At 58.5% G+C, this 23,816-nt stretch carries 22 protein-coding genes, 1 pseudogene and 1 riboswitch; of the genes and pseudogenes, 11 read left to right on the top strand and 12 right to left on the bottom strand.

Annotated features, from left to right (window positions below):
• Window positions 1-54: 54 nt before the first annotated feature.
• Together BXE_RS21410 and BXE_RS46620 are read right to left on the bottom strand one after the other, a co-directional pair.
• Window positions 55-888, bottom strand: coding sequence for a SphA family protein (locus BXE_RS21410; protein ID WP_233518757.1), 834 nt, complete (start codon window positions 886-888; stop codon window positions 55-57).
• Window positions 889-1,993: 1,105 nt separating this feature from the next.
• Entirely contained in the window at window positions 1,994-2,131 is a 138-nt protein-coding gene (locus BXE_RS46620) for a hypothetical protein (RefSeq protein WP_158340936.1), read from the bottom strand.
• Between BXE_RS46620 and BXE_RS21415 the strand changes: the two genes are divergently transcribed.
• Window positions 2,130-3,206: an HAD family hydrolase gene (locus tag BXE_RS21415; protein ID WP_011490251.1), complete on the top strand. Its 1,077-nt coding sequence runs from the start codon at window positions 2,130-2,132 to the stop codon at window positions 3,204-3,206. The genes BXE_RS46620 and BXE_RS21415 overlap by 2 nt on opposite strands.
• A gap of 82 nt (window positions 3,207-3,288) precedes the next feature.
• Here the strand turns inward: BXE_RS21415 and BXE_RS21420 are convergent, their stop codons facing one another.
• From BXE_RS21420 to BXE_RS44460, 4 genes are all read right to left on the bottom strand, one after another.
• Window positions 3,289-4,299, bottom strand: a complete 1,011-nt coding sequence (locus BXE_RS21420; protein WP_011490252.1) for a sodium:calcium antiporter — start codon at window positions 4,297-4,299, stop codon at window positions 3,289-3,291.
• A 100-nt stretch (window positions 4,300-4,399) separates the two neighbouring features.
• A riboswitch (yybP-ykoY riboswitch) is annotated at window positions 4,400-4,572 on the bottom strand.
• Window positions 4,573-4,674: 102 nt separating this feature from the next.
• The gene (locus BXE_RS21430) at window positions 4,675-5,196 is read right to left on the bottom strand and encodes an outer membrane protein (protein WP_011490253.1); all 522 of its coding nucleotides are present in this window, start codon (window positions 5,194-5,196) and stop codon (window positions 4,675-4,677) included.
• A 581-nt stretch (window positions 5,197-5,777) separates the two neighbouring features.
• The gene (locus BXE_RS21435; protein WP_038457166.1) at window positions 5,778-6,047 is read right to left on the bottom strand and encodes a hypothetical protein; all 270 of its coding nucleotides are present in this window, start codon (window positions 6,045-6,047) and stop codon (window positions 5,778-5,780) included.
• Between the two features lie 137 nt (window positions 6,048-6,184).
• Entirely contained in the window at window positions 6,185-6,457 is a 273-nt protein-coding gene (locus BXE_RS44460; RefSeq protein WP_011490254.1) for a helix-turn-helix domain-containing protein, read from the bottom strand.
• 95 nt (window positions 6,458-6,552) lie between these two features.
• Between BXE_RS44460 and BXE_RS21440 the strand changes: the two genes are divergently transcribed.
• The 10 genes from BXE_RS21440 to tnpC all read left to right on the top strand — a co-directional run bounded on the left by BXE_RS21440 (window position 6,553) and on the right by tnpC (window position 17,709).
• Window positions 6,553-7,560: an AAA family ATPase gene (locus BXE_RS21440; RefSeq protein WP_011490255.1), complete on the top strand. Its 1,008-nt coding sequence runs from the start codon at window positions 6,553-6,555 to the stop codon at window positions 7,558-7,560.
• A gap of 81 nt (window positions 7,561-7,641) precedes the next feature.
• On the top strand, window positions 7,642-10,191 hold the full coding sequence (locus tag BXE_RS21445) for a S8 family peptidase (RefSeq protein WP_011490256.1): 2,550 nt from the start codon (window positions 7,642-7,644) through the stop codon (window positions 10,189-10,191).
• A gap of 117 nt (window positions 10,192-10,308) precedes the next feature.
• A complete protein-coding gene (locus BXE_RS21450) occupies window positions 10,309-10,950 on the top strand; it encodes a hypothetical protein (RefSeq protein WP_038457164.1) in 642 nt (213 codons plus the stop codon).
• A gap of 5 nt (window positions 10,951-10,955) precedes the next feature.
• Window positions 10,956-12,074, top strand: coding sequence for a hypothetical protein (locus tag BXE_RS21455; RefSeq protein ID WP_011490258.1), 1,119 nt, complete (start codon window positions 10,956-10,958; stop codon window positions 12,072-12,074).
• A gap of 63 nt (window positions 12,075-12,137) precedes the next feature.
• A complete protein-coding gene (locus tag BXE_RS48210; protein WP_407668623.1) occupies window positions 12,138-12,491 on the top strand; it encodes a 4-fold beta flower protein in 354 nt (117 codons plus the stop codon).
• Window positions 12,492-12,765: 274 nt separating this feature from the next.
• Window positions 12,766-14,259: an IS21 family transposase gene (gene istA / locus BXE_RS21460; RefSeq protein WP_011487988.1), complete on the top strand. Its 1,494-nt coding sequence runs from the start codon at window positions 12,766-12,768 to the stop codon at window positions 14,257-14,259.
• The gene (istB, locus tag BXE_RS21465) at window positions 14,256-15,074 is read left to right on the top strand and encodes an IS21-like element helper ATPase IstB (protein WP_011487989.1); all 819 of its coding nucleotides are present in this window, start codon (window positions 14,256-14,258) and stop codon (window positions 15,072-15,074) included. The genes istA (BXE_RS21460) and istB (BXE_RS21465) overlap by 4 nt, the downstream gene beginning before the upstream one ends.
• Before the next feature lie 144 nt (window positions 15,075-15,218).
• The gene (gene tnpA, locus BXE_RS21470; protein ID WP_011490266.1) at window positions 15,219-15,686 is read left to right on the top strand and encodes an IS66-like element accessory protein TnpA; all 468 of its coding nucleotides are present in this window, start codon (window positions 15,219-15,221) and stop codon (window positions 15,684-15,686) included.
• The gene (gene tnpB, locus BXE_RS21475) at window positions 15,686-16,039 is read left to right on the top strand and encodes an IS66 family insertion sequence element accessory protein TnpB (RefSeq protein WP_011487048.1); all 354 of its coding nucleotides are present in this window, start codon (window positions 15,686-15,688) and stop codon (window positions 16,037-16,039) included. Before tnpA ends, tnpB begins: the two co-directional genes overlap by 1 nt.
• 89 nt (window positions 16,040-16,128) lie before the next feature.
• Complete coding sequence (gene tnpC, locus BXE_RS21480; protein ID WP_011487049.1) at window positions 16,129-17,709, top strand: IS66 family transposase; 1,581 nt, start codon at window positions 16,129-16,131, stop codon at window positions 17,707-17,709.
• 92 nt (window positions 17,710-17,801) lie between these two features.
• Here tnpC and BXE_RS21485 read toward each other — a convergent pair whose 3' ends face one another.
• The 6 genes and pseudogenes from BXE_RS21485 to BXE_RS21515 all read right to left on the bottom strand — a co-directional run bounded on the left by BXE_RS21485 (window position 17,802) and on the right by BXE_RS21515 (window position 23,781).
• Window positions 17,802-18,464 carry a TniQ family protein gene (locus BXE_RS21485; protein ID WP_081435548.1) on the bottom strand — a complete coding sequence of 221 codons (663 nt, stop codon included), beginning with the start codon at window positions 18,462-18,464 and terminating at the stop codon, window positions 17,802-17,804.
• A gap of 76 nt (window positions 18,465-18,540) precedes the next feature.
• Window positions 18,541-19,912: pseudogene (locus BXE_RS45265) on the bottom strand (IS3 family transposase).
• Between the two features lie 54 nt (window positions 19,913-19,966).
• Window positions 19,967-20,461 carry a hypothetical protein gene (locus tag BXE_RS21500; RefSeq protein WP_038457162.1) on the bottom strand — a complete coding sequence of 165 codons (495 nt, stop codon included), beginning with the start codon at window positions 20,459-20,461 and terminating at the stop codon, window positions 19,967-19,969.
• A 300-nt stretch (window positions 20,462-20,761) separates the two neighbouring features.
• The gene (istB, locus tag BXE_RS21505) at window positions 20,762-21,571 is read right to left on the bottom strand and encodes an IS21-like element helper ATPase IstB (RefSeq protein WP_011486406.1); all 810 of its coding nucleotides are present in this window, start codon (window positions 21,569-21,571) and stop codon (window positions 20,762-20,764) included.
• On the bottom strand, window positions 21,561-23,078 hold the full coding sequence (istA, locus tag BXE_RS21510) for an IS21 family transposase (protein WP_038458439.1): 1,518 nt from the start codon (window positions 23,076-23,078) through the stop codon (window positions 21,561-21,563). The genes istB (BXE_RS21505) and istA (BXE_RS21510) overlap by 11 nt, the downstream gene beginning before the upstream one ends.
• Window positions 23,079-23,349: 271 nt before the next feature.
• Complete coding sequence (locus tag BXE_RS21515; RefSeq protein WP_148222971.1) at window positions 23,350-23,781, bottom strand: hypothetical protein; 432 nt, start codon at window positions 23,779-23,781, stop codon at window positions 23,350-23,352.
• Window positions 23,782-23,816 lie beyond the last annotated feature (35 nt).

A 23,816-nucleotide genomic window follows, 5' to 3' on the forward strand; every position in this document is an offset into this window, starting at 1 on the left:
CAAATATGAGAAGAGCGTGCCAAAGCGGGTAAGGTGCACGCTCGGCGTGCCGCGTTACTGAAAAGTCGCATTGACCGACAGTTGCACCGCATTGCCCTTCGGCCGGTTGCTGGTGTTGAATTCGTTGACCCACCGCAGCGAAGCCGATACGGGCGTTTTCTGGATCTTGCCCGACCACGTGACCATCGGCCCGAGGCCGACGGAATGGCCCTGACTGCCTCCGACGACGTCCGCGATGCCACCGCTGTCTTTGCCGATCTGCTGGATGTAGCCACCCACCACGCCGACACCCCAGCCGTTGCTGAAGCGCTTGAGCGCAAGCAGATCGAGCACGCTGACCGGCGCGTTGTGATAATGGGTGTCGTTATTGGGCGTGTAGAACTCGAGGCCATAGTTCAACGACAACTCGATGTTCTCTTTCGGCAGCAGTTTCGTATAGGCGATTGTCGGCGTGAAGGTCCACGTGTTCTGCCCGGCATTGGCGAGCCGGTTAGGGTTATACGCGCCGGTCGGCGCGTAGATCTGCACACTCAGCGCGATATGGTCGGTTTTGGTCAGGTGATAGCCGGCGATAACCGGCGTGAAGAAGAAATCGGCGAACTGCGTGCCGTGGTCGTTCGGCAAACGGCCATGAAATGACGAAATGTCCGTGTACTGGACTGGCACGCCGAACGAGGACGCGAAGTTCCAGCCGCCCACGGTAATGCCCCACGTCTTGATTGCCGCGAGGATGGTGTATTCGGCTGCTGCGTCGACGCCGGCCGTGACCTGACCGGCGATCGGAATCGACTTGCTCGCGCCCAGCGAGCCTTCGTAATAGATTGTGGCGGCGGTCACGATCCAGTCGCTGGTGGGCGGCACGATGCCGCCATAGGGCGTCACCTGCATACCTGTGATTGGCCGGCCAATGCCGCCTTCAGTCGCCCACGCTGTTTGGAAGAGACTGACGCCGGCAGCGGCCAGAAGTGCGCCCTTGCACAGTTGGGCGACAAGCCGCCTCGTTGGGAATAAACAGTTAGGTTGACTCATAATCGTCCTCATCAAATAGAAGTTCGGCATTCTCACTCCGGCCGAACTACATCTGGACCGTCTGCGTCGCAAAGCCGCACGCGTGCAGGCGCACGCCCTTGTTTGTCGCACGGTTGGCGGCAGCGCCCTGTTGTCATCGAGTATTGCCTGCTTAATAGGACCGTGGGCGCGCAAGGACAGGAAGAACTTTTCATTAGCCGGCGCCTGCAACCAATTGGCAAACTTTTGTCTTCACGGAAGCCTCGTGTGTTGCACGTAGGACGCGAGCAAACCGTCTGAATTGAACTGCGGGTCTTTGATCTTCTTGCGTAGCGCGTAGCGGTTCTGTAGGCGGAGTGAAAAAAAGTGACGTGCGTTATACACCTATACACCGTTAGTGACCGGGGCCCCTGGCAAGCGCCGTAGCCGATCTTTAGCGTAGCTCACAGTGTAGCGCCGCTGCCATCAAGAAATTGCCCCAATGTGTCGGTGTCCGAATAAAAACACTGTGCCTCGTTCGCGTTGTTGACAGTGACATTCGACTTCGCTATTGCCGTTCGTGTGTAGCAGTCGTTGATCGGATCTCGTCCACGGATGTTCTTATTGGCGAGCGCCTGCTTTTGCCTGATGCGAATTTGTCTAAAAGTGATGTTGGCGTTCGCATCTCCGATTTAAATCGAATTCATTTTGCGCGCTTGTTCATGCCGCCCGGTGACCATGTACGGGTGGACGACGGACCACGCGGAAGAGGCGTGCTATGTCACTTGAACAATCGGGAAAGGCGGCGCAGCGGTGTACGGGACTTGCATGAGCGCTCCTTGAAAACGAGAAACGCCGCATCAAACGAAGCATGCGGAAAGTGGACGATTCACCACGCTGGCATCGTTGGGAATACTAGCAATGTTTCCCGGCTTTATAGAGATAAATTTGTAACGCGGCCGAGGCGCCGCGCTCGAGCTGCGCGTCGTCCGGCCTCCTGAAATATTCAATTGGTATTTGTGCTGGCGGCACACGCTCCGCCGCTGTCCGCAAAAAATTCTGCAAAGGCTGCAATAAGCGCCTTGCGCCCATTAGACTGGCGCTCGTTCAAGGTTCGATCCACCGCTTTCGATGAGGCTTTCATGATTCACACGCTGTACCGGTATTGCATTGCCTTTACCGTCGTATTTCTCAGCGCCTGCTCCGTTACGCCGCGCCAGGACGCAAGCGAGTCGCAGGCAGGCGCGTCGGCGGCCGCGACATTGGCATCGTGGAACGACACCAGGACCAAACGCTCGATCGTCGATTTCGTCACGCTCGTGACCACGCCCGAATCCAGGGACTTCATCCCGAGCGCCGACCGCATCGCCGTGTTCGACAACGACGGCACGCTGTGGCCGGAGCAACCCGTGCGGGTACAACTGGTGTTCGCGCTGCAACGCGTGAAGACAGTGGCCGGACGGCATCCGGAGTGGAAGCGCCAGGAACCGTTCCGCTCGATCCTCAAAGGCAATCTCAGGAGTGTGGCGGCAAGCGGCGACGCCGGCTCCTTGCGGGTGTTGGCCGCGGCGCACGTGGGCATGACGAGCGAGCAGTTCGCCGCGCTCGCGCACGAATGGTTCGACTCCGCGAGCGACCCGCGTTTCAACCGGCTTTATGCCGATCTCGCATATCAGCCCATGCTCGAATTGCTCGCCTACCTGCGCGCGAATGGCTTCAAAACCTATCTGGTGACGGGCGGAGATGTCGAGTTCGTCCGCGAGGTGGCGCAGCGCATGTATGGCATTCCGCCCGAGCAGGTGATAGGCAGCACCGTCAGGTACCGGTATAGCCAGACCAACGACGCGATTTCGCTGACGCGCCTCGCGCAGGTCGACACGCTGGTCGATGGCGCGGCCAAACCGCTTGCCATCGATCGCGTGATCGGCAGGCGTCCGGTGATCGCGTTCGGCAACGCGGATGGCGACGCGCCGATGCTCGAATGGACTTCGGCCGGCGACGGCCCGCGCCTTGCCGCGCTCGTGCATCACACGGACGCGGAACGCGAATACCAGTACGACCACGCGTCGCAGAGCGGCAAGCTCGACAAAGGTCTGGACGAGGCCGCGGTAAAAGGCTGGCTGATCGTCGACATGAAGGATGACTGGAAGACGGTTTTCAAACCAGCCAACACGACAGCGCCGGGTGCAACGGGCGCAACGGGTGCAACGGTCAAGTGAGCGAGAAGCGCAGAAGGTCTGCCAGTGGGCTGCCTTCTGCGATCGTTCCGCTTGCCGCCAGGCGGCTCGTTGAGCGGCGCGTCTAGCGAGTCAGCGTAATGACCAGATAGGTCGCATACAGCACGCCGCAAACCAGCAGCGCCCACACCGGCACACCGCGCGCGCGCACATTGATCCGCAGCCAGGCCGCGGCAGCGAGCGTGATCACGATGCCGGTCACCACTTCGATACGCGGCGTCCACGGCGTCAGCAGAATGCCGATCGCGGGCAGCAAGGTGCCCTGGAACACCATCGCACCGGTGATGTTGCCGAACGCCAGCGTATCCTTGCCGCGGCGAATCCACAGAATGCTGTTGACCTTCTCCGGCAGTTCGGTGGCGATCGGTATGATCAGCAGCGAGAGCAGCAGCGGCGAGATACCGAGCGCCTGCGACACGCCGCGAACACCGTGGATGAAGCCCTCCGCGCCCCACACCAGCAGTGCCACGGCGAGCGCCAGTTGCGCCACGATCGTCACGAGGTTGGTCGGCACGCCGAGACGCGAGATCAGCATCTTGCCCGGCGCTTCGGTGCCGTGACCGGCATCGACCAATTGATTCGATGCCCGGAAGGTCATCACCACATACGTGACGTATACGCCGACCAGCGCCGCGCTGAAGAGGGCACGCACGAGCATCTGCTCGTGCGGCACGTACATTGCCGCCGCGGCCAGTACGAACGCGCACAGGAAGTAGTTGAGGTCGCGCGTAAAGCCCGTGCGTTCCGGCGCGACCCAGCCGCTCGCGCCGCGCGAACCGAGGATCGCGAGTGTCATGAGGAAGGTGGAGAGCGTGGAGAGCATCAGCGGCGCGCCGAGAATCGCGCCCACGCCGATCTCCTGATTGACCGCGCTATCGGTCGTGCCGCCGGCGATTGCCAGCAGCGGCACGAGGGTCTCGGGCAAAGCGGTGCCGACCGCGGCGAATAACGAGCCCGTCACGCCCTCGGAAATCCTGAGACGCTCGCCCAGGTGTTCGAGTGCGTTGGTGAAGAGTTCGGCGGCCACCAGAATGACCACCAGCATGACGGCGAGTTCGAGCAGGAGACCGGTCATACGCTGCTCCCCGCAAGCACGGAAAGGTGGCGGCGTGGCAGACGGCGAGCGGGGAAGACTGGCAGGGCACAACGATGTATCACGAGGCAACTCCACGGTCGGACGTAGACGACAAACCAATGACGCACCGCCGCCCGTCCGACCAGAACGAGGCAGTGCGTCAATGGTCTCGCCAAACCGACACGGCCGAACGCGCCATGACCTGCAAGGCCAAGTATGTTGACGCGTTCTCCTTCAAACGATGAAGGAAGGCTACTCCCCAGTGACCGGGGGATTCTAACGGCATGGGACGCTTTCAACAACCTTGGCAGGGTGAAATAGCGGCGGGGCGGCGGGGGCCTTGGAAACTCGCCGCCCCGCCGCTAATCGGGCAGATCAATTGAAGTGATACTGCAGACCGATTGTGAAACTGTTATTTGTTCTTTTGGTGCCGTCGTGGTTGCTGGTGTCAGTTGTCCATTCGCCTACGGCGCTTATGTGTCTGGCAAATTTATATTCGACGCCCAGGCCCCAATGGAAGCGCGTGTCTGGATCGTCTCCGGTGAATCCGATGCGGACATAAGGCAATACCTGATTGAACGGCATGCCGAATTTTGCATCGATTCCGCCGTCCTTACAGGTTGTCGAGCCGTGATGTAAATCGGCAAAGGCCTCGGCGCCCACCACGAACCGGTTGACGTCGAAGTTATATCCGGCCGTGAAGCCGGGGAAAACTGTAGTGTGCGATGCTTTGCTGATGACACCGGAAGCGTTGGAGCTATTCACACCTACCTTGAAGCCGAGATATGGGCCGGCAAACTGGCTTGCGCCCATGAGAGGCGGCACTGATTGCGCGTGCACAAGGTTGGACAGCATCATGACTGATGCAGTTAAAATCAATCGGATTGTTTTGTACATGACCTGCAAATAAAACACTGGCGTGCGGATGGTTTCGCGAAAGCCTTTTTATTAATTGGGGAAGCGATTGCTGAAATGCCGCTCCGGGAATGTCCACGCTTCGTGAAATTTGCATGGTGCACGCATGCTAATTAAGGGGACAGACTGGAACAATTGGAAATTTCTGCAGATAAACGTTTACACGTCTGATTCTGAATTGATGCACGGGAATTTACAGATTTTCTTTGGATAGTTCTGTTTAGGGGGGAGATCGGAGAGGGCGTGTCAGGGGATTGTGGAGACGCGCGCGGCGCTTCGTGATGTCGCAAGAGCGTGAAAGAACAAAAGGGCTCGGCGCATACGGCGCTGTAGAGTTCACCACTTCATGTCGCGTCTGGACAATCCGCTCTTGTCGCCAATGAGGGGTGCGCGCAGCTTGGGGTGATGAAGTAAGCGTCAAGACAGCCTGTCCATGTCGCCATTGTATGCAGACACTTAACAATTCGATGGTCGAGCCCTTTTTCTATCGGCTGGACCTTCGACTGGTGCGTGAGCGCGCCTTGTTGCTACTGTCGCAACATTGACTCCCTGCTACCAAGCGCTCAATCCGCGAGCATTACCCACTCGAGTGCTCCGGCCGGATAGTCCTGCGGCTCCCTTACCGCCAGTTCCTCGACAGCACACCCCGCCGCATCAACCACCTCAGCGGATTCATATCCGCCCGACGCGGGACGCATTGTCTCCAAGACCGCTGCGACGCATTCCAGCCGGTCGAGCGCTCGTCGCAGCCGTTCGCTCATGACCTCAGTCAGCCCAAGCTCCCTGCTCACAAGCTCGACATCGACCGCCGTGTCTGCCAACAGAACGTCCATGAGTTCGTGTCCCCCGCGCGGACGCTCGCCAGTGAATCGAAGGTTTCGCCATTTTCTATATAGGCAACCCTTCTATACACGGCTGAAAACGATGATGGCATAAATCTCGAATACTGTATATACATACAGTATTCGTGTTACTTCTGCGAGAGCCCTTCCAGCAACTCTACGGTTCTTCTGGCGTTGTCCAGTGCACCTTCTAGCCCTGCCTCGGTATGTGGGTGGTCACTTACATATTCTGCAAGACGCTTGAGGCAGTGGTTGATGAGGTGCGTAGGCGCCCCGAGCTTCTCCGACTCATATCGAGAAAGCGTCGATTTGTTGACGCCGGTCAACGCGGCGAATTCAGCTTGAGTGCTTTCGCCTCGCGCCCACCGCAGAAGCTCACCTTGACTTCGAGGTGGAAACATTCGGTTTAAAATGCTTTAGTAGCAATTGGATTGCTATAATAGCAACATTCCGCCGTTCGAAGTCTATACTTCGTTTCAAGACTTTTGAGGTTCTAATGGCCCGTTCTGACCAAGTGAAAGCACTACTGCGCGCATATGCTGGTGACAACCACGAGCATTTCTACGCGGTTGCTATGCAGATGGCCGCGGACGAGGCTCATCGTGGCCACACAAAGTTGGCGGCAGAGTTGCGCGACCTCGTCGACGCCGCCAAGGCAGGCAGAAAGCCTGGGCTGTCCTCAGTTCAAAGCAAGGGCGTGCAGCGCCCGACTCCGCTGGCTCAACCGAAGGGCGAGCTTTCGGAACTGCTGACAGTGCAGTATCCGCAAGAGCATCTGCACCAGATGGTCCTGTCGGAGGCGGTCCGCGGAAAACTGAACCGCGTCCTTCGGGAGCAACGCCACCACGAGCAGCTGCACAGCCACGGCCTGAGCCCTCGTCGAAAGTTGCTTTTGGTCGGCCCACCCGGTACCGGTAAGACAATGACCGCCGCCGCCTTGGCCGGCGAGCTCCGTTTGCCGCTCTTCACGGCGCGGTTCGACAGCCTCATCACCAAGTTCATGGGTGAGAGCGCGTCAAAGCTGCGCTTGGTATTCGAAGCTCTAAAGTCGACCCGCGGTGTCTATTTCTTCGATGAGTTCGATTCGCTCGGGCTCCAGCGCGGCAGTCAGCACGACGTCGCCGAGATGCGCCGCACATTGAACATGTTCTTGCAGCTCATCGAACAGGATGCGTCGGATAGCCTTCTGATTGCAGCGACGAACCATGGGAAAGACCTCGACACAGCGCTTTTCCGACGATTCGACGACGTCATTAAGTACGAGGCCCCTGACGAGCACCAGATTGAAACGCTGCTGAGAAACAGCTTAGGCATCTTCGGAACGTCGGACATCGACTATCGCCGTCTCGCCCATATCGGCAAGGGTGAGTCGCACGCAGACATCGTCAAGGCGTGTCTCGACGCATTGAAAGACGCGATTATGGAAGGCCAGAAAACGGTAAGTGAAGCGAGCGTCATCCGGCATTTGGAAGAGCGCGCACAGGGCCACAACATACATCCGTAAAAACAACATCCCGGATGAGTTAATCGGGAAATCTTGCGTTAGACTCTCAGGCGAATAAAACTATATGAAGAGCCTGAGAGAATGGCGGACGAACTTAAAAGTCACCTGTCCATTGAAGGATTCGTGACGTCGCTTGAATTTCGCTCACCCTTGTCCGTGCAGCGCGAGAATGCGCCGCAGAGGGACCGAGGAGCACACGGCCAGCGCCTGTTGGCTCAGCTTGAAGAGATTTCCGGCACCATCGTCGAACTCGAGGAGACTCGTGAAGCCTTGGGATTACCCGAGCGACGCGGCCTGTCCATCGCCGTCGAGTTCAGCCCGCGCGGCTCATTCGATTATGGAAAGGTCGAATGGAAGTCTGCTGGCATTGAACTGCTGACGGTGCTTGCTCACCCGAACTCAGACGTCGCCGTATTGCACGTTCCGGATGGCAAGCTGTCCGCGTTCGTAAAACGCGTTACGGAATACCTACAGAAAGACAATCGCAACGGGACAGCTCCCCAGCACGCGGCTCTCGTAAATGCGATTGATAACATCCGCCGCGCCGCCTTCACAGAGTTGTGGACGGATGCGGCAGACCCGCCTGTGGACGACGAACCGCACTGGTTCCAGGTTTGGCTGCGGCACACGGCCGGTGCACTCGCCGACGTTGTAGCCGAGTTTAGAGATGAGGCCTCGAAGGTCGGCATCAATGTCGAACAGGGTTTCGTTCGATTTCCCGGTCGCGTGGTCGTTGCAGCGCATGCGACTCGCGCTGCAATCGAACGGGGCGCTGCCCTGCTCGACCTTATCGCCGAAATCCGATTCGTCGAGCCGAACGCAGAGTTCTTCCTCAGTGACATAACCCCAGCGGAACAGGCAGATTGGGTCAAAAACCTTCTCGGGCGAATCGCGTTCACCACCGACGAGGGCGCACCGCATATTTGCATCCTCGATACCGGCGTGAACCACGGGCATCCGCTCCTGGCGCCAGCTCTCGATGAAGCGGACCTTCACACCCACAATCCCGACTGGCAGAAGCATGACCATGCTGGCCATGGCAGCGAGATGGCGGGCATCGCCCTTTTTGGTGACCTGACCGCAGCCTTGCATACGGGCGATGAACTTGAAATCCCGCATCGCCTTGAATCCGTAAAGATTTTGCCGCCCGACGGCGAAACGCCGCCCCGCCTCTGGGGCTCCGTGACTTCGGAATCCGTAGCGCGGGTTGAGGTCGATGCTCCTGACAGGTTGCGGGTCTTCGCGATGATGACGACGTCGGTTGGCCACCTCCTCGGCGCTCCCTCTGAATGGTCCGCGACGGTCGACCAACTGGCGTTTGGTCGCTCACCTATTGATGTAAGTGGGTCGGCGGAAGGGGAAGACGAAGCTGAGACTCGCGTACCTCGACTCTTCGTGCTCTCTGCCGGCAATGTCCAGTGGACCGAGTGGGGCGCGTATCCGGATGTCAACGCGTTGAGCCCCGTCCAAAATCCTGGTCAAGCGTGGAACGCGCTCACTGTCGGTGCAGCAACGTCGTTGACCGATATCGATGCAAAAAAGCATGCAACGCTCGAGGCAATTGCCAAACCCGGTATGCTTTCACCTGCCTCGACCACCTCGGTGCTGTGGAGCAACACGCCTTGGCCATTCAAGCCGGACGTCGTCGCTGAAGGTGGAAATGGGTCGCTCGACGGCGGCGTCCACGCGACGGTAGGCCCGGAGTCACTTCGCCTGTTGACGACTTCGAGCACCCCAGCAGAAAACCTTTTTGCCGACACAGGCGACACCAGCGCTGCGGCGGCAGAGGTTGCGCGGATTTGCGCACACCTCCGCGCAAAGTATCCGCAATACTGGCCGGAAACGATTCGGGCTCTCGTCGCACACGGTGCCGAGCACACGAAAGGCATGCATGCAACGCTTCCTCACGAGCCCAAGAAACTCGACAAGGATAAGCTTCTCCGGACCTTCGGATACGGGCTGGTTAGCCCGGTCCAGTCCGAATATTCGACTGCGCACCGGCCGACGCTCGTGGTTCAGCGGCAGTTCAATCCGTACTACCGCAAGCCGGGCGGCTCAATTGTGCTGGGCAAGATGCAACTGCACGACTTGCCTTGGCCAGTCGAGGAGCTATTGCAACTGGGCGAGGCTCAAGTCGAACTGCGCATCACGCTCTCCTACTTTGTAGAGCCGAACCCAAGTTCGCGTGGCTGGCTCAGCAAGTTCCGCTACCAGTCCTATGCGCTGCGCTTCGCCGTCAAAGGCGCAACCGAAGACGCGAACCAGTTCAGAGCCCGTATCAACAGGCTTGAGCGGTTGCAGATTGAAGATAGCGGATTCGGCGACCCCGATGTTGTCCAGTGGAAGTATGGCGCACAGTTGCGGGCGCGTGGCTCAATGCATTCGGACGTCTGGGTAGGAACGGCGGCGCAACTAGCAACGAAATCGCAGATTGCAGTGTTTCCTGTCGGCGGCTGGTGGAAAGACTGGAAGGAAGCACGTCAGTGGGATAGCGAAGCTCGCTACGCGCTCGTGGTCTCGTTGAAAGTCGCCGATAACATCGAGACGGACATCTATACCCCTATCGCGACCATCGTCGCACCGGAGACCGTCATCGATATTGATGTGGACGACGGGGACGGCGATTTTTAGTAGCAGCAGTCTGTTGAACGCATGCGCGGGCTGGAGGTGATTGGACGATGGTGTTCCTGCGCGCACGAGAGGCCACGGGACAGCTCTCATCACTTCATATCTTTAAGAACCAGAACCATGACAGACCACGAATACTCGATACTTGACCACGACCGGGGTCAGATTTTTCAGTACATCGGAACGGGAATAACAGTTTTGGCTGCCCTGTACACGGCCGGCTGGGGGCTAGCCGGCCAGGTGGTGACAAAGCTGTTTCCTTCAATCTGGGGTGGCATTCCCAAGACCCTAGACACAGCGCTCGCGTTTACGGTGCTTTATTTTGGGTTCAATCGCTGGTTCTGGCGCAACTGGGTATGCCGAAAGCTGTTCCACTTCCACGATATAAGCGGCGAGTGGAATGTCGCCGGGACCACGCTCGGCCCAGCAGAAACGCTGCAACCGGACGGTGCGGCGCGACCATGGGCGGGCAGAATAAAAATCAACCAGCAGTGGACCAAGATAGGCGTGCGGCTTGAAACGTCATCGTCCGAATCGTTTAGCAAATCAGCGGCCGTCCAAGATGTCGATGGACACGCGGTGCTCATGTATTCGTACACGAACGACCCGTCGGCGCGTGCGAGGACCAACGATGGCTTGGAGGCGCATCGGGGTTACTGCGAATTAAAATTCGCCGCGGACGGACGAAGCGCGACGGGATTCTATTTCAACAACATGGGTCGCGTCACGTACGGCGAAATGCGTCTGACCAAAGCGAACTGATAAAGATGAATACCAAATACACTAACAAACTGGACAAGCTTCGAGCTCGTCGCACGCCTCGCACAAAGAGCGCGAGTCTGTCGGCCGGCATTGCGATGGACTCAGCGGACCTGCGGCCCGCACTTGAGTCATTTGAGGAGAAGGGAAAGGGAGACGCGACTCGATACGCGCTGGGCTGTATGGCAGAAGTGCCTCCCCAGTACACCGCGATTTCACTTCGTGACGGCAATCGTATTGCTGACCAATTAACTGGCCAGAGCGAGTTCAAGGTAATAACGCGCCTGCAGGGCTCCGTTCCTTTGAATATACATATCTATGCGTCATCCGATGTAGACCTGTTAGTGCTCGCCGACTGGTTCGTGAATGTCAAGCTGCCCGTAGTGCCGCCCAGCACGTACGACTTCGCCAACGGCCCAGCGTCGTCCTTCGATGAGTTAGTGAAGCTTCGTAGCTTCTGCGAACGGTTCCTCCCGACGAAATACCCCGCTGCGGATGTTGACACCTCCGGCGCTAAATCTATCGCTGTATCAGGCGGGTCCCTTGCCCGCAAGGTTGATGTGGTCCCGTCGTATTGGGTCGACACAGTCGAGTATCAGCAAAGCAAGCTCGAGATTCATCGCGATGTGGCGATTCTCGACAAGGTGAAAAAAGAGACCGTGGTCAACAGACCGTTCATGCATATGGGGTTGATTGACGTTAAGGACACCTCGTCCAACGGTCACGCCAAACGCGCCATTCGGCTCCTCAAGTGCTTGAGCAGAGATGCCGACGTTGACATCGCCCTAAGCAGCTTTGACATCGCGGGACTCATATATCACATGCCCAATGCGGAGCTGTCCGTGAATCCGTTCTTCCCCCTCCAGCTGCTCGACCGGGTGGACCTCTACTTACGACGTCTCGAGTCGAACTACCAATATGCGACCTCGCTGCAGACGCCAGACGGTACCCGTGCAGTCCTCGACTCCTCCGAAAAATTCTTCGCTGTCGCCATGCTGCGGCAAGAATTGACGGAGGCCATCGACAATGTTGCGGGTGAATACAACGACACCCTGCCGTTCATCTTTGACCGCAGCCGTGCGCTGGAAGCCGCGCGAAAGACCTTGAACGAAACTCTCATTTATTAAAGATAGCGAGTAGGCAAGCACAGCCGAGACCGCGTTTGCCGCAAACAAACAAAACGAGGAATGATGGAGCCTATATTCGGTCAAAACGGAAAAGTGGTCGCATGGCGCAATGGAACTAACATCCACGCTTTGGACGGGAAACATATGGCCGTCTTGAATGGCGGCAGTCTTTATGGCCACAGGGGACAGCATCTTGGTCGCGTTGCCGGTGGGCTCTTTCGGGACCATGCTGGTGCGGTCGTAGCATTTGAAGCAGGAGCGAAAGGAGGCCCCGTTCTTCCCATCGCCTCTATCCCGCCTATCCCTCCAATCCCGGCGATTCCCCCGGTTCCGGCAATACCTTCGATACCGCCGATAGCGCCGATTCCATCTTTGAAATGGAGTGCGATGAACTGGCAAGGCTATCTCAATCAGTAAAGCCTTCCAGCAACCTCATGTCACGCTTGTCGCAAGCAAGCACAAAACCCACCAGACAAAGCGATAACCTGTGGAAACACTAGATGAACGTAAGCGCGAAATTTTCCCCACTGGGCGGCGACAATTATCTTGGCCGGTCGTTGACGATTGCTTTGGCCGGTGGTGAGGAGTCGTAGGCGGCGAAGCCGCCGGAGACGACGAGCCACCGGCAGCGCTGTGTCGGCGGGGCTTTAGGATTGGGCTGATCGAAGCTTAAAGAAGAAGCGGTCAGCTCATGTCTGGAACCCGCATTACCGACCAACAGGTTTGTCTCTACATGAACAAGCGCAAATGTCATTCGCAGGAAGTCGCCGCCGCCAAGACCGGCATCAGCGTGCGTACGGCGCGACGCATCGAGCGCGATGCCACGCTGCCGTCCCAGAAGCCACGTCAATCATGGCGGACCCGCCCTGATCCCTTCGTCGACGTTTGGGACAGCGAAGTCGTACCGTGGCTGCGCAACGCGCCCAACCTGATGGGCATCACGATCTTGCGCAAGCTGCAGGATGATCATCCGGATCGTTATCCCGATAGCATGCGTCGCACACTGGAGCGACGTATTCGTCAGTGGCGGGCACTCGAAGGGCCTAATCTGGAGGTGTTCTTCCCCCAGGAGCATCAACCCGGCGTGCGCGGACTGTCGGACTTCACCGATATGAGCAAGCTCTGCGTGACGATTGGCGGTGCGCCATTCGGCCACCGGTTGTATCACTTCGTGCTGGCGTTCTCGCGCTGGGAGTACGCGAATGTGATTGAAGGCGGCGAGAGTTTCGAAGCTCTCGCGGCCGGACTGCAGAACGCGCTGTGGCAGGCAGGTGGCTGCCCGCGCGAACATCGCTCTGACAGTCTGTCGGCCGCCTTCAAGAACCTGACCGAACAGCAGGACTTCACGACGCGTTACGCGGCGCTGCTCGATCACTACGGCATGGAGGGTACGCGCAACAATCGCGGTCTCGGTCACGAGAACGGCAGCGTGGAATCCTCGCATCGATATCTGAAGGAAGCGGTCGACCAGGCCCTGATGCTGCGCGGCCATCGCGACTTCGCGGACCGGGTGGCCTACGATGAATTCATCCGTGAGGTGGTGATGCGCCGAAACCGGCGCAACGCTGCGGCGTTTCGCATTGAGCGTGCACAGTTGCAGGATTTGCCTGAACGCCGCACCACTGACTTCGCCGAGGAAGAGGCGCTCGTGACCCGTTGCAGCACTTTCACCGTGCGGGGCATCCTGTACAGCGCGCCGTCGCGCCTGATCGGCCATCGCCTCAAGGTGCGTCTCTACGGAGACCGGCTCGACTGCTATCTGTCAGGCGCACTGGTGCACAGTACGCCGCGAGGCTCCCGTGCAGCCGACAACCGCCACGCGCTTGATTACCGACACTTCATTGACTCACTCAGGCGCAAGCCGCAGGCGTTCAAGGGGCTTGCGTTTCGTGATGCCCTGTTTCCTCGCGAAGCCTATCGCCGGACCTGGGAGCAGCTCGAGGGGAAACTGTCGCAACGTCTGGCCTGCAAGAGCATGGTGGGCCTGCTAGAACTCGCGGGGCACCACGGTGTTGAAGCGGTGCTGGCCGAACGGCTTGAAGCGTTGCTTGCAGCCGGTGAGCTGCCCGATCTGAAGCAGTTGCGCGACGAGTTCGCGCCGCGTCAGGCCTTGTGTCCCGAAGTGGTGGTCGACATGCCACCCGTGGCGATCTATGACGAACTGCTCGACCAGGTGGCAGCATGAACGCTCCCGCCCATGACAACGGCCGTCTGGCCCTGATGCTCAACGAGCTGCGTTTGCCGACCATCGGCAGGTTGTGGCCCGAGTTCGCGGAACGATCTGACAAGGAAGGCTGGCCGGCCACCCGGCTACTCGGCGCATTGCTCGAGCACGAACTGGCTGAACGAGCTAAACGACGTATCGAGCGCCACCGAACCGAGTCACATCTGGACCCGACAAAGACACTTGCGACCTTCGACTTCGGCATGGTGCCCATGGTCTCGAAGGCGCATGTCACTGCGTTGGCAACCGGAGAATCCTGGCTGGAGAAAGGCGCCACGATTCTCCTGTTCGGGCCGCCTGGCGCCGGCAAGAGTCATCTGGGATCAGCCATCGGACACGCGTTGATCGACGCTGGCTACCGGGTGCTGTTCACGCGCACCAGTGAACTCGTCCAGAAGCTGCAGGCTGCACGCCAGAGCCTGCAATTGCCATCCGCGCTTGCGAAGCTCGATCGCTTCGATCTCATCATTCTGGATGACCTGTCGTACGCGCGCAAGGACCAGGCCGAAACCAGTGTGCTGTTCGAACTGATTGCCGAGAGGTATGAGCGCAAAAGTCTTTTAATAACGGCCAATCAGCCGTTCTCTGGCTGGAATGATGTGTTCCCCGACCCCGGTATGACGGTCGCAGCCATCGACCGGCTCGTCCATCACTCGACGATCTTCGAGCTGAACGTCGAAAGCTATCGCCGTCGTAAGGCCAGCGACAAACAGAGCGCTCGCCGGCGACAATTACCCGACGACAATTACGAGGGAGGCGCGACAATTATGAATTAGCCAGCGACAACTAAACCCGTCGACCGGCCAAGATAGTTGTCGCTGACCGGCCGTGCTGCTTGACGCCGTCTATTCCCCACCTAGCTTTTGAGTCCAGCAAGATCCACGATTGCGTCCGCAACTCACAACTTGCGGACGCAATTTATGACCCAGGATGACCTTTCATTTTTGCCCCTGCGGGTGACCCGCGTTGGCGTGGGTGGCAAGCGCAGCTTCGATCCTCTAGGCAAGCGGCGGCTGGTCGAGGCCTGCGAGCAGCCCGGTGCGTCATTGTCCGGTCTGGCGTTGAAGGCCGGGGTGAACGCCAATCAACTGCGTAAATGGGTTCGGCTGCATCGGCAGGCGCAAACGCGCATGAGCAACGACGGCATGGCCGCTTCACCGTCGGCGTTCGTGCCGGTCGTCGCCATCGCCGATACGGCGCCGGCGCCTGCGTCGATGCATTCTGTGCGCATGCAGCCAGAACAGCGGTCATCGCATCTGTCTTCGCGCTCACCAGCGTCAGCATGGCTGTCGGCCCAGTTGCCCAATGGCGTAAAGCTTGAGCTCGAATGCTCGGAACGCGACGCCGCGCTCGTGAGCGCCATGATCGCGGCACTGGGACGGCGCTGATGTTTCGCTTCGAAGCTGATTTGAAGGTGTTCCTGCACCGCGAGCCAATCGACTTCCGGGCAGGCATCAACAGTCTGGTGACGCTGGTCGAGCAATCCATGCAACTGGACCCGTTTGCGCGTGCCGTGTACGCCTTCCACAACCGCAGACGCAACCGGATCAAGCTGCTACTTTACGAGCGCAACGGTTTCTGGCTGATGTTGCGGCGTCTGGAAGAAGATCACTTCATCTGGCCGCGTCGGCAACAGGCGGTGATCGAACTGACGACCGAGCAGCTACGCTGGCTGCTCGAGGGTATCGACATCGAGGCAATGTGCCGTCATCCGGCGCGGCGGTACCGCCACGCCAGCTAATGACCGGCCTGCCGGCCAGCAACGCGCGCGAGGGACTGTTACAAATCTCCGTAAACCTGTAGCGCGCGGCATTCGACTATCCTGGGAGCATGAATGAAGACGACTTCTCCCGATTGCCGCCCGCCGCCCAGGCCTATATCCGTGAACTGGAGTCACGCAACCAGCAGCTGGGCGAACGTATTGCCCAACTAGAGGAGCAGTTCCGCCTGGCGCAGAGCCAACGTTTCGCCCCGAGCAGTGAGAGGCTACGCGATCGTGTGTTCGACGAGGCTGAGCAGATCGCTGCGACCGAAGCGCATGACGCGGACGTCGCTGCCGACACCTTCACACTGCCCGATACTGGCCTGCCCGATGCGCCGCAACCGCCACGGCGCAGTCCTGGGCGCAAACCGCTACCGGCCCATCTGCCACGTCAGCGCATCGAATACGACCTGCCTGATGACCAGAAGATATGTCCGTGCTGCGCACACGAGCTTCACCGTATGGGTGAAGAGATCAGCGAACAGCTGCATATCGAGGCGAAGGCCTCGGTGCTGCAGCATGTACGTTTCAAGTACGCGTGCCGGCACTGCGAGCGCCACGCCGAACGCACGCCGGTGATCACCTCACCGATGCCGGCGCAGCCATTGCCGGGCAGCAACGCGAGTGCGGCGATGATCGCCACCGTGACTGCCGGCAAGTATGTCGACGGAACACCGCTATACCGGATGGCCAACGCATTGGGGCGCGCCGACATTGAAGTTGGACGCGGCACACTGGCCAACTGGATCATCCGGCCCGCCGAGCTGCACTATAGCCGGCTCTATGAGGCTCTACACAGGACACTGCTGTCGCAACCGCTGATTCACGGTGACGAGACAACGGTGCAGGTACTCAAGGAACCCGGCCGTGCTGCGCAGAGCACCTCGTATATGTGGACATATCGCAGTGCCGACGGCAGCACGCAGCCGGTTGTGCTGTTCGACTACCAGCCGGGGCGCGGGCAGGAATATCCTCAAGCGTTCCTCGCGGGCTATCAAGGCCTGCTGATGACGGATGGCTATGCCGCCTGGCGCACACTCGAAGGCCCCACGCACTTCGGCTGCCTGGCTCACGCCCGTCGCGCCTTCGTTGAAGCGCTCAAGGGCATGAAGAAACCCGGTGGCCGTGCCGCGCAGGCGCTGGAATACTTCAAGGCGCTGTATCAGGTCGAAACGCTCACCAAAGCCGATCTGCCCGAAGGCGAGACGCGCGCTGACTACACATACCGCCTGCGTCAGCAACACAGCGTGCCACTACTCGAAGCATTCAGAAAGTGGCTGGACGACCAGGCACCGCAAGTCCTGCCAGAAAGTCTGCTGGGCAAGGCAATCTCATACACGCGAAACCAGTGGACGTATCTGTGTCGCTACGTGAGCGACGGGCTGGCCCCCATCGACAATAACGTCATCGAGCGAGACATCCGTCCATTCTGTACCGGCAGAAATTCATGGCTGTTCAGTGACACGGTTGCCGGCGCGAAGGCAAGCGCCATGATCTACAGTCTTATGCTGACCTGCAGGGCTTGCAACGTCGAACCCTACGCCTACCTCGTGCACGTACTCACCGAACTACCGAAGCGCGAACCGGATGCTGACGTGACCGACCTCTTGCCGTTCCACCTTGCAAAACTGACCACCGCCGCTCGTTGAGCTTGATCTGGTCGCCTTGCCGATCGATGCGCCGCCGCCTGGCACGTCAACCTCCATGCACCCCTATGAACTCGGTGTGCTAGATCGCGCGCTTACGCATAAAGCTCCTTCGTGGCAAACTTCAAGAAGGGTGCGGGGCTGCAGTTGCCTTCGACGAATGCGTCAGGGTGGTGATGTACGTCATCAAGAAGATGAGCCGCCATGCGGGCCATGCACGACTGCTCATAAGTTGCTGGCGGGGCCATTTGCCCCGCCAGGCTGCTTCCTACCAGGCGCGATACGCCTGGTAGGAAGAATGGGCGTCCCCCTCCCATACCGGAGGAGCCAACTTCAACAAGAAGCACATTATGGACGGGGCACGCCATCACGCAATCTAGGGACCACAGCAGACGGTTGTATTTCGGTCTCTTGTTGCTTTCATCGTCGCTATAGCAGAGCGGGCAATAACGTTCCTTCTGAGAAAGTAGCTTCCAACTGGGCACGATGTCACGCAGTGGAAGCAATGTCCTCAAGTGAAGGTCATTGCGGAGGGTGAGTTGAGACAACGCCTTTACCCATCTCTCAGCGTGCTCCGTTACTCCGTTCATGGAGCGCTCGTAACAGGAGTCCGCGACATGTCTTTGGCCCCTAGTTGACGTATCGCTACCTATCAACGGCGCAACGCAGCGCAGTGCCAGCGTCCATGGACGCATCAGGTGGAGCTCAGCCAATCGGCGAAAGTAGCTAGCCAGGTCTTCGAAGCTGTCACCGCTCACCCCCAAAGGCGCGAGACCTAAAAATGCTGAACCGCCCCGGAAATGAATTGACCCCCGAGAGTTGGACGTTGAAGCGTTAATTTTTTCCCGCTCGCATTCGATATTCCACGGGACTCAGTCCACCAAGTTTCGATTTGATGCGATGCCGGTTGTAGTAATCGATGTAGCCCTTCAGGCCTACCCTTAGGGCGTCGACGTCTTCGAAGTCCGTGAGATGGAAGTACTCGGCCTTCAGAGTGCCAAAGAAGCTCTCCATGGCCGCGTTATCGAAGCAATTTCCTTTTCTCGACATACTTTGCTTCATTCCGTAGCGCGCCAGTGCCGCTCGGTACGGTTGCATGCGATAGTGCCAACCCTGGTCTGAATGAAGCATCGGTGTAGCCGCATTCCCGCATTCCCGCATTTCTTGACAGCTTTCCTGAGCATGCCCATGACCATTGGGAAGTCGGGGCGATGGCTCGACTCGTAGGCAACAATTTCCCCATTGTAGAGGTCCATGACCGGAGAAAGGTACAGCTTTTTCCCCGCGACCCGGAACTCGGTCACATCGGTGACCCACTTCTCGTTTGGGCTCGATGCGGTGAATTCACGATTGAGCAGGTTCGGAGCGGCCTCGCCGACCTCGCCCTGGTATGACCGGAACTTCTTCCGGCGCACCCTCGACCTGATTCCCAATTCGTTCATGAGGCGCTGCACCTTCTTGTGATTGACTAGCTCGCCATCACTGCGGATAGTTAAGGTGATGCGACGATAGCCATACAAGCCGCGATGTGCAGCATAGACAGCCTGAATCTTCGCCTTGAGTCCACGATGCCGGTCTGGGGCGGCCAACGTCTTGGCCCGATAGTAGTACGTACTGCGTGGCAACCCCGCAGCCCGGAGAAGGTCGGCCAAGGGGAATTCCTGCCTCAGTTCAAGCACTATTTTGGCTCTTTCTGCCGCGCCAACTTCTTTGCTAGAACCAAGGCATTGAATTTTTTTAGGTACGCGACCTCCGCGCGTAACTGCTGATTCTCACGAAGCAGTTGGTCTGACTCCTCAGATCGCGGAGCTTCTAACGACTGGTTCGAGGTCTTTTTCTTTGCTGGCACCGAAACATCCTGTCCCGACGGGTGCATGCCCTTTAGCGAACGGAGCTCTCCCCGTGCTTTCTGTTGTTGCCACATCGTGATGCTGTGCGGATTGCCGATATTGTAAATGGCAGCCAGCTCTCGACAGGAAAGGTTCTCAGCCACGCCCCGGTGCACCACCTCAAGCTTGAACTCAAGGGTGTAAGCGCCACGCTGGCGGATGAGCCCAGCGTTACCATGGTGACGATATGCCGCGACCCATCGCCTCACCATGCTTTCAGCAATACCGAACTTCGCCGCAAGGAGCTTATAGCCCCCTTTGCCAGCGAGATACTCGCGAACCACCTTCCCCTTAAACTTTACATCGAATTTCCTCACGGAGCCTCCAAGGTTGTGTCCAACTCTCGGGGGTCAATTCAAATCCGGGGCGGTTCAGAACGAGTAAGGCTCATGCACTCGCTCCAACCTGCGCCCCTCTCGGAGGAACGCGAGCGCCTTACGCACTTGGTCGTCCTGGATAACAGGCATGTGATTGCAACTGAATCCTCGCTCCCCACTCTGCAGCAGCGTGCCAAACGATTCACCGAGGGTGATGTTACGCGTGACATGGCCAGACCAACTACGGCTAGTGATGTCGACATAGCCCTGCTTGAAGAAGCCGAGTACGGAAACGAATCGATAAAGTCGAGAAAGTGCTTCATCAATGTCCTCGCGGGCGGCTGGCGTACTGACGCTCGGCGCGATGCGTCGCTCACCCTCTTGCCTGACTCCGTGGAGCAGGTATTCAGAGCCGTCATATTGAACCCAGACGTCATCAACGGGCCACGCTATGGACGAGGCAACGCCGACTGTTAGCCAGCCAACCCGGTCAGCAGCCTTCGCTAACGCATCGGCTCCGAAGAGATGGGGGACGTACGGTGTCTTCATGAATTGGAATGATGCGCCCCCGCTTCCTCCCAGTCGCAATCATTGACCCCGGTCGACCAAGGTTGTGCTGCCATGTAGACTGACCGGCAGGCGTCTACCGCGCAACGGGCAGCATGTCACCACACACTGAAGCGAGGCATTGATGGAGAAGAACCTGCTCTTCAAGTACGTCAACGTTTCCACGCTGAAGCGGATACTTGGAGGGTCCATCCGCCTAACCCAGCCTGGGGTGTTGATTTGCGCCGCGAACTGACCCACTTTTTGCATCTAGAATTGACCCACCCCTGATGCTCAGAAACATCATTCTGGTGCGTCGATTTCCTCCTCTTTTTGTCGTTTGGGTGAGCTTTTACGGGTTGCAGCCCGCGAAGCGGGCTGCCCCGCCGTGCTGTTTTTAAAGCGCCAGGAATCGTTGCCTGTTTCCACTATATGGCAGTGGTGTGTGAGTCGGTCAAGCAGCGCGGTCGTCATCTTTGCGTCGCCGAACACGTTCGACCATTCAGTAAAGCTCAGATTGGTCGTAACAAGAACGCTCGTGCGCTCGTAAAGTTTCGAGAGCAGATGGAACAGTAGTGCCCCTCCGGTTTGCGTAAACGGGAGATAGCCCAGCTCGTCCAGAACAATGGCATCGACATACATCAGGCGATTTGCCAGTTGCCCGGGTTTGCCGGCTGCCTTCTCCGCTTCGAGCTGGTTTACGAGTTCAACCGTCGTAAAGAACCGCACCCGCTTTGCATGATTCTGTATTGCGTCAATACCGATGGACGTCGCAAGGTGCGTCTTTCCCGTTCCAGGTCCACCGATGAACACTACGTTCTGCGCGGACTCGCAGAAGCGGACCGTGTGGAGTTCTCGCACAAGAGTTTCATCGACGCTCGCCTGCTGGAAGTCGAAGCCGGCAAGGTCACGGTGCGCGGGGAAACGCGCGGCGGCCATCTGATAGTTGATTGACCTGACCTGTCGTTCAGCCGTTTCCGCTTTGAGAAGCATCTGCATGAATTTCTCCGGTTCAAAGTCGCTGTGTCGCGCCTGTGCTACCAGTTCGGGCCACGCTTGCGCCATTCCGTGAAGCTTCAGCGACTTGAGAAGTGCGGCAGTTTCATTCGACATGACCGTCCTCCTGGTCGCGCGTAACGCGCAGTCGTTCATAACGGTAGACGTCTGCAAGCGGTTCGACCTTGAGCGTGATTGCTGTTCTCACCCCGTCACCCGAATGGACCGACTGGCTCTTCAGTCGGGCAAGGATGTTCAGGACATGGTCTCCGCTCGGACGTCCGGACTCGAGCGCGAGTTCGACGGCAACCAGCACGGCCTCCAGGCCATGAACGGGAGTGGCCGCCAGAACCTGGACCATTACGCGGTCGCCACCGGTCTGCCTCAGCAGGTGTCTCTGCAGGCGAAGCATCGGCTCTGGCATCGTCAGGAACGGCGCGCCGTTCCGCAACGCACCGGGCTTGCGCTCCACCAGAGCGATGTAGTGCCTCCAGTCGTAGAAGGTTTGGTAACGGTCGAAGCTGCGGGGATGGCGGGCAATTTCGACGCCGTCGGCTACGAGGCTGATGTAGGTCGGATAGCTACGCAGGCTCACGATGTGATGTGCATACTCCGTCGGCACGCTATAACGGTTCCGGTCGAGATGTACCAGACTCGTCGGCGAGACGCGCACGGGCTTCTCAATGTAGCCGTCGAACGGCTTCGGAACCTGCATCAGCCGGGGGCGCTCATCCGCCAGGGCGTCTTCTACACTGAGCTCAGGCCATTGCGGATGTCTCAATTGTTTCCAGGCCTGTTGACAGCGTTCGGCCAGCCATATGTTCAGGACCTCAAGCGATTCCCACCGGATACCAATTGCGTCGTGCCATATCTGTCGGCGCCGGTCCTGAACATTCTTCTCAACGATGCCTTTCTCCCAGCCGGCTGCTCGGTTGCAGAACTCAGGCTCGAACAGGTAGTGACCGCACATCGCATGGAAGCGCGCATTGATAGCTCGCTCCTTACCCGGACCAACCTTGTCGACGGCAGTCTTCATATTGTCGTAGATGCCGCGCCGGGGAATGCCGCCTAACGCGACGAATGCCCGTGCGTGGGCGTCGAACAGCATCTCGTGGCTTTGGGTCGGATAAGCCACAAGCCAGAAGGCACGACTCGCGGCGAGCTTCATGTGTGCGACCTCTACACGTCGCCTGAGGCCACCAATAAAAACATACTCGCAGCTCCAGTCGAACTGGAACGCTTCACCGTATTCAAAGGCAAGAGGTATGAAGGCGCCACGTTGCGCCCCGGAATCGCGCTCTTTCTTCCAGTTGCGCACAAAGGCCGACACGCGGTCGTAGCTGCCGTCGTAGCCAGCCGCCCGTAAATCTTCATACATCTGAGTAGCGGAGCGCCGTTCCCGTCTTGTACGCCTTGTATCGGCGACCAGCCACAGTCGCAGTTGCTCCGACCATGGGTCGACGACGCTGTTGCTGACGCGTCTGGCGAACTTCGGCTCGCTCGCCGACGGCTCGCGCAACCATCGTCGAATCGTATTTCTCGAAAGCCCAGTCTGTCTAGCAATGTCCCGAAGAGGGACGCCGTCGCGGAAATGCATCCGCCGAATCTTGGCCAACATGCTCACGGTTATCACTCCGTTCTCCTGCTTGGCGTCCAAGCAGGAAGTTGAACATGTGGGTCAATTTTCGATGCAAATTTCTAGCGGAAGTGGGTCAGTTTTATGCGCCCATCAACACACATAGCGCTTGAACTGTTGCGCATCGGGCCTGCCCAGACTCGTCGACGGTGTTTGCTCGCCTGCTTGGTGCTACCCGCTGCGATGCGCCGAAGCCTCGGGAGTACGTTTTCCGATAGTTACTGCATTGGTCAGGATGATGTGAGCCGCCGTGCGTCGGCTACGCGTTGACCGGAACACCTGCGACCTTCGCGAAGATTTCCGCGAACTTGTCGGTCGCTGGCACCGACGCAGTCCAGTAAGTAGTCCAGCGGATGCCCTTCAGATTTCGAATGAGTGCAGCGATATCCTCTCTTGGCACATCGAGCATGTACAGCTTTCTCAGCGTTTCCTCGCGCGGCCGCTTGCCCGCGGCCAATGGACCGGCCCTAAGCAGATAGACCTTGCTCGCGTCGTCGAAATACTCCGGGCAATGCGTTCTGATGTTGACCCTATGCTCTCTGACAACAGCTATCTTCATTTCGAGCGGAATTGAAGCTGGAATGATGCTATTCAGCTTCGCAAGTAAGTCGCGAAGCACGAAAGCTGGGCCAGCCGTTGATTCCCCGAGCCCCAGCTCTTCCCGAACCTTCTGCTCATCATCGTCTGTCAAGCGTACCTTGAAATCACCCGCATTTTTGTGATTTC

It is taken from the genome of Paraburkholderia xenovorans LB400, assembly GCF_000013645.1.
GTDB lineage: Bacteria > Pseudomonadota > Gammaproteobacteria > Burkholderiales > Burkholderiaceae > Paraburkholderia > Paraburkholderia xenovorans.

Bases quoted from the DNA above. Each gene is read 5' to 3' on its own strand.
- BXE_RS21410 (WP_233518757.1), bottom strand. From the start codon at position 888: ATGCAGGTGACGCCCTATGGCGGCATCGTGCCGCCCACCAGCGACTGG.
- BXE_RS21415 (WP_011490251.1), top strand. From the start codon at position 2,130: ATGATTCACACGCTGTACCGGTATTGCATTGCCTTTACCGTCGTATTT.
- BXE_RS46620 (WP_158340936.1), bottom strand. From the start codon at position 2,131: ATGAAAGCCTCATCGAAAGCGGTGGATCGAACCTTGAACGAGCGCCAG.
- BXE_RS21420 (WP_011490252.1), bottom strand. From the start codon at position 4,299: ATGACCGGTCTCCTGCTCGAACTCGCCGTCATGCTGGTGGTCATTCTG.
- BXE_RS21430 (WP_011490253.1), bottom strand. From the start codon at position 5,196: ATGTACAAAACAATCCGATTGATTTTAACTGCATCAGTCATGATGCTG.
- BXE_RS21435 (WP_038457166.1), bottom strand. From the start codon at position 6,047: ATGGACGTTCTGTTGGCAGACACGGCGGTCGATGTCGAGCTTGTGAGC.
- BXE_RS44460 (WP_011490254.1), bottom strand. From the start codon at position 6,457: ATGTTTCCACCTCGAAGTCAAGGTGAGCTTCTGCGGTGGGCGCGAGGC.
- BXE_RS21440 (WP_011490255.1), top strand. From the start codon at position 6,553: ATGGCCCGTTCTGACCAAGTGAAAGCACTACTGCGCGCATATGCTGGT.
- BXE_RS21445 (WP_011490256.1), top strand. From the start codon at position 7,642: ATGGCGGACGAACTTAAAAGTCACCTGTCCATTGAAGGATTCGTGACG.
- BXE_RS21450 (WP_038457164.1), top strand. From the start codon at position 10,309: ATGACAGACCACGAATACTCGATACTTGACCACGACCGGGGTCAGATT.
- BXE_RS21455 (WP_011490258.1), top strand. From the start codon at position 10,956: ATGAATACCAAATACACTAACAAACTGGACAAGCTTCGAGCTCGTCGC.
- BXE_RS48210 (WP_407668623.1), top strand. From the start codon at position 12,138: ATGGAGCCTATATTCGGTCAAAACGGAAAAGTGGTCGCATGGCGCAAT.
- istA (WP_011487988.1), top strand. From the start codon at position 12,766: ATGTCTGGAACCCGCATTACCGACCAACAGGTTTGTCTCTACATGAAC.
- istB (WP_011487989.1), top strand. From the start codon at position 14,256: ATGAACGCTCCCGCCCATGACAACGGCCGTCTGGCCCTGATGCTCAAC.
- tnpA (WP_011490266.1), top strand. From the start codon at position 15,219: ATGACCCAGGATGACCTTTCATTTTTGCCCCTGCGGGTGACCCGCGTT.
- tnpB (WP_011487048.1), top strand. From the start codon at position 15,686: ATGTTTCGCTTCGAAGCTGATTTGAAGGTGTTCCTGCACCGCGAGCCA.
- tnpC (WP_011487049.1), top strand. From the start codon at position 16,129: ATGAATGAAGACGACTTCTCCCGATTGCCGCCCGCCGCCCAGGCCTAT.
- BXE_RS21500 (WP_038457162.1), bottom strand. From the start codon at position 20,461: ATGAAGACACCGTACGTCCCCCATCTCTTCGGAGCCGATGCGTTAGCG.
- istB (WP_011486406.1), bottom strand. From the start codon at position 21,571: ATGTCGAATGAAACTGCCGCACTTCTCAAGTCGCTGAAGCTTCACGGA.